The sequence below is a fragment of the Romboutsia sp. genome (genome assembly GCF_035470145.1).
In the GTDB taxonomy this organism is placed as follows: domain Bacteria; phylum Bacillota; class Clostridia; order Peptostreptococcales; family Peptostreptococcaceae; genus Romboutsia_D.
In genome coordinates, this window is record NZ_DATIRC010000436.1 from 1 (window position 1) to 9,263 (window position 9,263).

At 27.3% G+C, this 9,263-nt stretch carries 9 protein-coding genes; 2 read left to right on the plus strand and 7 right to left on the minus strand.

Annotation, left to right across the window (positions count from 1 at the left end; genetic code table 11):
* Positions 1-940, minus strand: a 940-nt coding sequence (locus tag VLM92_RS16970; protein WP_325277502.1) for a DEAD/DEAH box helicase, incomplete at its 3' end; no start/stop codon positions are given.
* Between the two features lie 347 nt (positions 941-1,287).
* On the opposite strand from VLM92_RS16970, the gene VLM92_RS16975 reads away from it, so the two are divergent.
* Together VLM92_RS16975 and VLM92_RS16980 are read left to right on the plus strand one after the other, a co-directional pair.
* Complete coding sequence (locus VLM92_RS16975) at positions 1,288-1,692, plus strand: hypothetical protein (protein ID WP_325277503.1); 405 nt, start codon at positions 1,288-1,290, stop codon at positions 1,690-1,692.
* Positions 1,689-3,314 (plus strand): carbon starvation protein A, encoded by a 1,626-nt coding sequence (locus tag VLM92_RS16980; protein WP_325277504.1) that lies wholly within the window; start codon positions 1,689-1,691, stop codon positions 3,312-3,314. Before VLM92_RS16975 ends, VLM92_RS16980 begins: the two co-directional genes overlap by 4 nt.
* A gap of 65 nt (positions 3,315-3,379) precedes the next feature.
* On the opposite strand, the gene VLM92_RS16985 is transcribed toward VLM92_RS16980, so the two are convergent.
* The 6 genes from VLM92_RS16985 to VLM92_RS17010 form a co-directional block, all read right to left on the minus strand.
* Positions 3,380-4,024: a hypothetical protein gene (locus VLM92_RS16985; RefSeq protein ID WP_325277505.1), complete on the minus strand. Its 645-nt coding sequence runs from the start codon at positions 4,022-4,024 to the stop codon at positions 3,380-3,382.
* Between the two features lie 85 nt (positions 4,025-4,109).
* Complete coding sequence (locus tag VLM92_RS16990) at positions 4,110-4,694, minus strand: DUF6241 domain-containing protein (protein ID WP_325277506.1); 585 nt, start codon at positions 4,692-4,694, stop codon at positions 4,110-4,112.
* Positions 4,695-4,842: 148 nt separating this feature from the next.
* On the minus strand, positions 4,843-7,155 hold the full coding sequence (locus VLM92_RS16995) for a glycoside hydrolase family 65 protein (RefSeq protein WP_325277507.1): 2,313 nt from the start codon (positions 7,153-7,155) through the stop codon (positions 4,843-4,845).
* A gap of 26 nt (positions 7,156-7,181) precedes the next feature.
* Positions 7,182-7,853: a beta-phosphoglucomutase gene (gene pgmB, locus VLM92_RS17000; protein WP_325277508.1), complete on the minus strand. Its 672-nt coding sequence runs from the start codon at positions 7,851-7,853 to the stop codon at positions 7,182-7,184.
* A 120-nt stretch (positions 7,854-7,973) separates the two neighbouring features.
* Positions 7,974-8,975: a LacI family DNA-binding transcriptional regulator gene (locus VLM92_RS17005; protein ID WP_325277509.1), complete on the minus strand. Its 1,002-nt coding sequence runs from the start codon at positions 8,973-8,975 to the stop codon at positions 7,974-7,976.
* A gap of 51 nt (positions 8,976-9,026) precedes the next feature.
* Positions 9,027-9,221, minus strand: a complete 195-nt coding sequence (locus VLM92_RS17010; protein WP_422662683.1) for a hypothetical protein — start codon at positions 9,219-9,221, stop codon at positions 9,027-9,029.
* Positions 9,222-9,263: the final 42 nt, after the last annotated feature.

The following is a 9,263-nucleotide window of genomic DNA, read 5'->3' on the forward strand; positions in this document are numbered from 1 at the left end:
CCAAGGCAATATCATCTATATGAATACCTCTAGATGCTACATCACTACTTACTAATATATTAAATTTAAATTCTTTGAAATCTTTTATTACATATATTCGTTTATCTTGAGACATATCTCCATGAAGCTCTCTTACTAAAAATTTATCTTTTTTCATTTGACTATAAAGCTTCATAACTCTTTCTCTTGTATTTAAAAATAACATCAATGATTTTGGATTTTCTAAATATATTAATTTTTTTAAAGTTTCATATTTATTACTTTCTTCAACTTTTATATAACTCTCATCTATTTGTTTTTTATTAATTTCTTCATGATTTTCTATGTTTACCATTATAGGGTTGTTCATATATTTTTCACATATATACTCTATATCTTTATCTATTGTAGCTGAAAAAAGACCTATCGTTTTTTTATTTGGTGAGTTTTTAAATATAATATCTACTTGTTCTATAAACCCTTTATTTAGCATTTTATCAGCTTCATCTATTATTAAATATTTTATATTTTCTATATTAATAGTTCCTCTTTCAATATGGTCTATTATTCTACCTGGAGTTGCCACTACAACATGTACTCTTTGTTTTAAGCTTGAAATTTGTTCCTTTATAGGCTGTTTTCCGAATATGGCACTACATCTGATTTTTTTCAACCTACCTATATTAGATATTTCATCTTTAACTTGAAGAGCCAACTCTCTAGTTGGCACTACTACAAGTGCCTGTACATTAGTATTATCTATATCTATTTTTTCACATATAGGAATTGCAAAACTTGCAGTTTTACCACTTCCCGTTTTTGATTTAACTATTATATCTTCTTGTTTTAAAAGCTTTGGTATTGCTTGCTCTTGTACTTTTGAAGGCTCTTTATATTCTAAATTATTTAATGCTTTTAATATATTTTTATTTAAATTAAAGTCTGTAAATTTCTTATTCATTTTTATCTCCTTATTTTTTCATATGTAACTATTCATTATACCATAAATTAAACAAATTAATACAAAGTCGATATTTTAAAACCTAAATTCACTCGTTCTTATTTCAATATTGCTATAAGATAAAAAGGTTTTAAGATAATACTCTATATAAATAATTTTGCTATCTATATTTTTTAGCTTTTATATTTAAATAGCTTTTGTAGTTGAAATTTACTATGTATAGTACTAATATTTAACTAGTAAGTTATTAAGGAGGTGTTAATATTTTATTTAAATTAAAAAACGCCCTAAAGAATTCATTTAATATTTATGATAATTATTCTATTGATAATTACAACTTTGATTTTATGGGGGAGTTTCTACTAACTAATTCTAAATTCTTTCTTAATAAAGACAAAATCATTTACGCTTATGAAAATAATGAATATATCTTTGCCAAGAAAGTAAATAAGCTATCTAAAGAATATCTAATCAAAAATATATTGCCTTTTGCTGAATATGCTATGGACAATATCGTAAAGACAAATGAAAATCACATGTCTTCAGTAATAACTTTATTTTTATCATCTAACTCTATTGATCCTGATTTAGAAAAATACATAAGAAAATACAAAAAAAGAAAAAGCTATAAATTTGGACTTAGAGGTTACGCTTCAACTAGACTTATCTTATTTAACAATTTTAAAAAAGAACTAATCTACAATTCTGAATCTAAAGATATTATAAATTTTTATAAGGAGGCTTTAAAATGAACTCATTTACTTTATTAATAGGAAGTGCAATTATATTATTGATTGCTTATATCTTCTATGGGGGATATCTTGCTAAAAAGTGGGGTGTAGATGACTCTCGTCAAACTCCCGCACATACAAAATATGATGCGATAGACTATGTTCCTGCCAAATCTCCTGTTTTACTTGGCCATCACTTTGCATCAATAGCTGGTGCGGGGCCTATAGTTGGTCCTATACAAGCTGCAGTTTTTGGATGGATACCTGTTACACTATGGGTAATAATAGGTAGTATATTCTTTGGTGGTGTCCAAGATTTTGGCTCTTTATTCGCATCTATAAGACATGACGGTAAATCTATAGGCGAAATAATCGAAGTTAATATGGGTAAAAAAGGCAAAAAATTATTTGCTTTATTCGCTTGGTTAACTTTAATTTTAGTAGTTGCTGCTTTTGCAAACATTGTCGCTGATAACTTTGTTTCAACTCCTCAAGCTGCAAGTGCTTCAGTATTTTTTATGATACTAGCTATATTGTTTGGTATAGCAGTTTATAGATTTAAAGCTCCTCTTTTACCTGCAACTATAGTTGGTGTTATACTATTATTCGGTTGCATTTATTTAGGATTTTTATTTCCACTATCATTATCTAAGCAAGCTTGGATTATTATTCTTCTTGTATACATATTCGTTGCATCTGTTACGCCTGTGTGGATATTACTTCAACCAAGGGATTATTTAAATTCATATTTATTATATGCCATGATAGTAGGTTCTCTTTTAGGTATAGTTATATTAAGACCTGAAATACAAATGAATGGTTTTGTTGGCTTTAATGTTAATGGACAATATTTATTCCCTGTTTTATTTGTTACTGTTGCTTGTGGTGCAATATCAGGATTCCATTCACTTGTTGGTTCTGGTACATCCTCTAAACAATTATATAAAGAATCTGATGCTAAAAAAATAGGTTATGGCGCAATGCTTATAGAAGGATTACTCGCTATAGTAGCCCTTATAACTGTTGCTTATATATCAAACTCTCAGTTTGGAGACTTATTAGCTAATGGTGGTCCTGTAAATGTATTTTCTGAAGGTATAGCAAACTTTATGGTTTCATTTGGTATTCCATTTAGTATGGGTAAAACTTTTACAGCACTTGCAATTTCTGCATTTGCCCTTACTTCATTAGATACTGCAACAAGACTTGGAAGATTTATATTCCAAGAATTCTTTGATACTAATGGGTTAAATAACGAAGAAGCTACTAAAAAGAATCCTCTTACAAATATGTACGTTTCTACTACTATTACAGTTGTATGCTCTGGACTTTTTGCTGTTATGGGATATGAAAAAATTTGGCCAATATTTGGTTCTGCAAATCAATTACTTGCTGCTATAGCTTTAATGGCAATAGCTATATGGCTTACTAATACGAAAAGAGGTTGCAAAGAGTTTATTATTCCTATAGTATTTATGTTTATTATTACTATAGTTTCTCTTTGCTTTAACATTACAGCTAATATAGGAGTAAATTCTCTCCTTGTTATAATTGCTATAGCCTTACTCATTTTAGCACTTATACTAATAAAAGAAGCTCTAGCTTTTTTACAAAGAAGTAAAAATAAAGAAACTAATATTTAATTATCAAATTTAGCTATCTTCCAAATAAGGTTATTATTTTTCAATACAAGTAATAACCTTATTTATTAATTTATATTGTATACCTTCCTCTTCATATTGTTTTTGCTGTCTATTTCAAATCCATACTTTGCATACATATCTTTCAAATCACTTTCACTAATAATATTTTTATTTGCAACTAAATGTCCCTCTATTATCTTTATATCTTTAAATTTATAAATTCTTAAATATTTATTTGCTTCATTTACAATATTATCTAAATTCTTTAATAAAATTCCTCCATAACCTTGGTTAGGTCTTGTTGATTTAAAATCATTTATATATAATCTTGATTCATCTTTTATCTTATAGTATGTACAATCCATGTATGTATCGTTTGTATCTCCAGTTATTATTCTTAACTCTATTGGTATGCCTATACTTATTTCTTTTATATTAATTGTAACTACTATATATATTATTTTTCCTATCTTATCATTTTCTACATTTAGTATCGTTAATAAATCTTTATTTTTATTTATATATTTTTTAATTTTTTTTAACAATTTCACATAATAATTATATTCTTCTAATAAATTTCTATCTTCTAATCTTATATTTTTTATGTCTTCACTTTTTATAACCTTTAGTTTGCTTTTTCTTATAGCCTTTATATTTTCATTCATAAGATTACTTTTTATCTCATTTATCTTTATATCTAGACTATTCATAAATCCCCCATATAAAATTATATTTTTATAATTTTATATGGGGGATTTATATAATTTATGACTCCAATTGATATACTAATCTTTATTAATCATTAACAAAACTTTTCTTATGGATTTCATTGATAGCTTTCTCATTTAGGCCTGTAGCCCTTCCTACACTTCCATTTAATAATTCCCATATATAATTGTGCACCAATACACCATTAGAAAAATCTCCATTCTTCCACTCTTTTATCTCTTTCTCTAAATATGCTCTATCCTTATCGTCTTCGATATATTTTATTCCTTCTATAGCTATATCTATAGTTTTAGGGGTTATTTCAGTATGACCCCATATCTTGTCAGCTTTTATAATCGTATTACTCATAGAATGAATCATATTTATTGCTTGATATGAACTAATTGGCTTCGAGGCATCTTCTTCTTTTATAAATCCTATTTTATTAACTTCTAGTTCTCCCTCTTCATTTACTTCTATCTTTGGAACTACTTTATCTATTCCAATAGTTTTACTTATTTTTTCTACTTCTAGATTTTTATTTGTAGTTTTCAATATCTCATTTAAAAATGGTATTTTATAAGCTAAATCTGGGTTGTATATACCTATTGATATTATTGTTAGTGCTAATATTACAGATGATACTATTATATATTTTTTCTTTTTTTCCATAGATTTATTTTCCTTTCTCTTTTAATTTATATATTTATTAGACTGATAATATTAGCAAAATGTTTTATTATTTTATATTTTAAAATTATAAAAGGCTGCGCTAACTTTGTTCAGTTAACCAGCCTTCTTATTATATGTTAAGTTAAATCTACACTTCACATTTTTCCTGACCATCATTCAAGGATACAGTTTTCTCATCGTCTATTATATATGTTTCTCCATAAATATTAACTTTTATAGAGTCTCCACACAAGTTTATTATGTTTATACATTCTTTATTAACTTCAATTTTTAATTTATTTTCTCTATAATTTATATTAAAGCTATATCCATCCCAATTTTCTGGTAACTTCGGTCTAAATGATAGTGTTTCATTATATGTTTTCATACCTGCAAATCCTTGAACTATAGAAAGCCATGCACCTGACATAGATGTTATGTGAAGTCCGTCTTCTGTATCATTGTTATAATTATCTAAATCAAGTCTCGCGGTTCTTGAGTATAATTCATACGCTTTTTCTAAATTATCTATCTCACATGCTATTATAGAGTATATACTTGGAGATAACGATGATTCATGAACTGTGTATGGCTCATAAAAATCAAAGTTTCTTTTCTTTTCTTCTTTAGTAAATTTATCTGAAAAATAATACATTCCTTGTAGTACATCTGCTTGTTTTATAAAACAAGATCTAAGTATTTTATCCCAAGACCATTTTTGATTTAATGGTAAATTTTCCTTCGGTAAATCTCCTACTTTGATAAGTTCTTTATCTAAGAAATTATCATGTTGAACTATTATATCTAATTCTTTATCGTATGGTAAATACATTTTAGATGCTATATCTAACCATTTTTCTATTTCTTCTTTGCATACATTATTTCTATTTACAGCTTCTATATCTTCATTTTCTAACCAAGCTACATTTTTAGCTGCATATTCTAAGCACCACTTAGCCATATAATTTGTATACCAGTTGTTATTTACATTATTGTCGTACTCATTTGGTCCTGTAACACCATGAATCATATATACATTCTTTCTGGCATTTAAATGAACTCTACTTGCCCAGAATCTTGCAACTTCAACTATTACATCTATACCTTTTTCTTTTATATATTCAAAATCACCTGTGTAATTTGTATAGTTATGTATTGCATAAATCATGCTTCCATTACGGTGTATTTCTTCAAATGTTATTTCCCATTCATTGTGACATTCTTCGCCATTGAATGTAACCATTGGATATAACGCTCCCTCAAGGCCTAGCTTTTTAGCGTTTGCTTTTGCTTTATCTAATTGATTGTATCTATATACTAAAAGATTTCTTGACACTTCTTTTGGAGCTACGCCAAGGTATACAGGTAGACAATATGCTTCTGTATCCCAATAAGTTGCTCCACCATATTTTTCTCCTGTAAATCCTTTAGGGCCAATGTTTAATCTTGAATCATCACCATAATATGTTGAGAATAATTGGAATAAGTTGTATCTTATACCTTGTTGTGCAAGCTTATCTCCTTCTATTTTGATATCTGCACTTTCCCATCTTTTATTCCATTCACTACATTGTTCTTTTAATACCGTTTCATATCCTTTTAAAACTTCTTTGCTTAATATATCATTTGCCTTTTCAATAAGTTCATTTTCTTTATAATCTCTAGTAGTAGTTATAGTTACGTATTTTTCAATACTTACAGTTTCATCTTTTTTAATATCAAATACTAAAGTGCTTGCACTATAGTACTCTTTATTCATATAAGTATTTAAAGTAGGTTCTTTACTATATTTTACATTCATCACAGCTCCAACTGTAAATACTTCTGTGTTAAATGGATTTTCTTTAGTTTTTGCAACTATACTCCCATAATTTTCTCTAGCTTCTGTTGATACATTAACCCAGAAATCTTCTTCATAATTTGAATCTTCATTTTTCACATTAGAATCTAAGTATGGTGCAAAACTTATTTTTCCATCAAAGTTTAATGATTTAACTTCATATTTTATAACCCCTAATTCTTTAGTTGCTATACTTAAAAATCTTACGACATTTACTTCAATCTCATATCCACAAACATCAGCAATAAATTTACGAGTTAAAACTCCATTTTGCATGTCTAGCTCTCTATGAAAACGTTTTACATTAGCTTTTCCTAAGTCAAGTAATTCACCATTTACATATACATCTATACCTATATAGTTTATGCTATTTGGCACTTTTCCAAAGTAATTTGGGTATCCATTTTTCCACCATCCAACACGAGTCTTATCTGGATACCAAACACCTCCAATGTAAGAACCTCTATGGCTATCTTTACTATAATATTCTTCATAGTTTCCTCTCATGCCCATGTAGCCATTCCCTAAGCTCATTATTGATTCTGCTAATCTATTTTCATCATACTCTATCTTATCTTGAATTATTTTCCACTCATTTATATTATTGAATAAACGCTTCATAAAATCCCCCTGAAATTTACTAGTTTTTAACAATTTGAGCAACAACTATAATTTTCAACTATATATTTAAAATTCAATTTATTTGTATCACTAAATACAATGTTAGCTTTACCTAAAGATGATTCATCTCCAACTCCAACAGAATACATATTAGCATCATTTATTGCATCAATTCCTGCTATTGCATCTTCCACTCCTATACAATTTATAGGATTTATTCCTAGACCTTTAGCTGCCATAAGAAATATTTCTGGGTTTGGTTTACTATTTTTACATTTTGATGCATCTGCTATAAAATCGAAAGATTCTTTTAATCCTAAGTTTTCTAAAACCATAGTTGCATTTTTACTTGCAGATGCTAGCCCTATTTTTATATTATTAGATTTTATATCCTTTAGTAGTTTTTCGATTCCTGGTAGTATATCTTTTGGAGATATATTTTTTATTAACTCTACATAATATTGATTTTTATCATTTGCCATCTTTTCTTTTTCTTTTACCGTAAAATCATTTTGTTTATTTCCATATATAAGTATTCTTTCTAATGATTCCATTCTACTTATCCCTTTTAAAGTTTCATTAAATTCCTCGTCAATCTTTATTCCTAATTTATCTCCTAATGCTTTCCATGCTAAGTAGTGATAATTTGCTGTATCTGTTATGACTCCATCTAAATCAAATATAAAAGCTTCTATCATAATATTTCCCCCATACATAAAATCTAATTTACTCATTTTCCCCGAAACTTCCTTGTATCAATAACATTAACTTAATATGAACAAAGTTAGTTAATTTAATAAATATATGTTATAAAGATTTTATATGAAAGACTTTCTTTCTATAAACTCTGTATTTACAATGTAGTGTCTGTTATCATCATCATTACCTTCTAAGGCATTAATTAATAATTTAGTTGCTTGGTATCCAAGTTTATCAGCATTTATATCAACAGATGCCAAAGGCGGTTTTTGATACTGAGCTAATTGAGTATTATTAAACCCTACTACAGCTATATTCTTTATTTTTCTATTGTTTAATTCATTCATTACACCAAATGCTATAAGATCATCTGTAGTTACAATAGCAGTTAAGTCATTATTTTCTAGTAGTTCCTCACATGATATCTTTCCTGCATATTCTTTAAATTCATCTTTATGTATAACAAGATTTTCATCATATTTTATTCCATTCATTTCAAGAGCCTTTTTATAGCCTTTAAATCTATCCTTAGACATATTCAAATTTTTTATTGCTCCTACAAAACCTATTTTCTTATGACCATTTTGTATAAGTTTATTTACTACCTTATACATAGCTTGAAAATTGTTATTATCTACCCATAGTACTTCGTCTGGACATTCTGGTCTTCCTACTACTACAAATGGAAAATTTATCTCCTTTAGGTATTTTACACTTTCATCATTTTCTCTTACTCTTAAAAGTATAACTCCATCTACTAAATGACTGTTTGTCATTTCTTTTATATTTTCAGCTTCTGTTTCTTCATTTTTGCTAAAAGCATATGTTATATAATAGTTTTTACTTTGTGCATACATACTCATACCTTTCATAGCGTTTATGAAAAATGGATTTGCAAGTAAAACATCTGCTTCATTAGGAAGTACAACTCCTAATATTCTCGTTTTATTATTTGCTAAGCTCCTAGCTATAGGATTTGGCTTATAGTTTAATTTTTTTATAGCTGCATTAACTCTTTCTTTTGTTTCTTCACTTATCCTAGGGTTATTTGATAACACTCTTGATACCGTAGATGTAGCCACATTAGCTTCTTTGGCTACATCTTTTATTGTAACTTTCATATTTTCCTCCTATACAACAATCCTTAATACATCTAGTTTGTATACTATTGATTATTTAACCTTACATACTATCGCTTCATAAGGTCTTAATTTTATATTATTATTTTCAATTATTTTATCATTATAATTAGATAATGTAATTTCTAATTCATTTTCATGTAAAAAATCCGGTATCTTAAAGTTTACATTATTTTCATGGAAATTCAATATAACTATAATATTTTTATAACTTATTTTTATACTAATATACCATTACTAATTACTTTATACTTCCTGACGTAACACTCT

What these genes read in the sequence shown, in the direction of transcription:
- VLM92_RS16985 (WP_325277505.1), bottom strand. Translation starts at nt 4,024, where the DNA reads ATGAATAGTCTAGATATAAAGATAAATGAGATAAAAAGTAATCTTATG.
- pgmB (WP_325277508.1), bottom strand. Translation starts at nt 7,853, where the DNA reads ATGATAGAAGCTTTTATATTTGATTTAGATGGAGTCATAACAGATACA.
- VLM92_RS16980 (WP_325277504.1), top strand. Translation starts at nt 1,689, where the DNA reads ATGAACTCATTTACTTTATTAATAGGAAGTGCAATTATATTATTGATT.
- VLM92_RS16995 (WP_325277507.1), bottom strand. Translation starts at nt 7,155, where the DNA reads ATGAAGCGTTTATTCAATAATATAAATGAGTGGAAAATAATTCAAGAT.
- VLM92_RS16975 (WP_325277503.1), top strand. Translation starts at nt 1,288, where the DNA reads ATGGGGGAGTTTCTACTAACTAATTCTAAATTCTTTCTTAATAAAGAC.
- VLM92_RS17005 (WP_325277509.1), bottom strand. Translation starts at nt 8,975, where the DNA reads ATGAAAGTTACAATAAAAGATGTAGCCAAAGAAGCTAATGTGGCTACA.
- VLM92_RS16990 (WP_325277506.1), bottom strand. Translation starts at nt 4,694, where the DNA reads ATGGAAAAAAAGAAAAAATATATAATAGTATCATCTGTAATATTAGCA.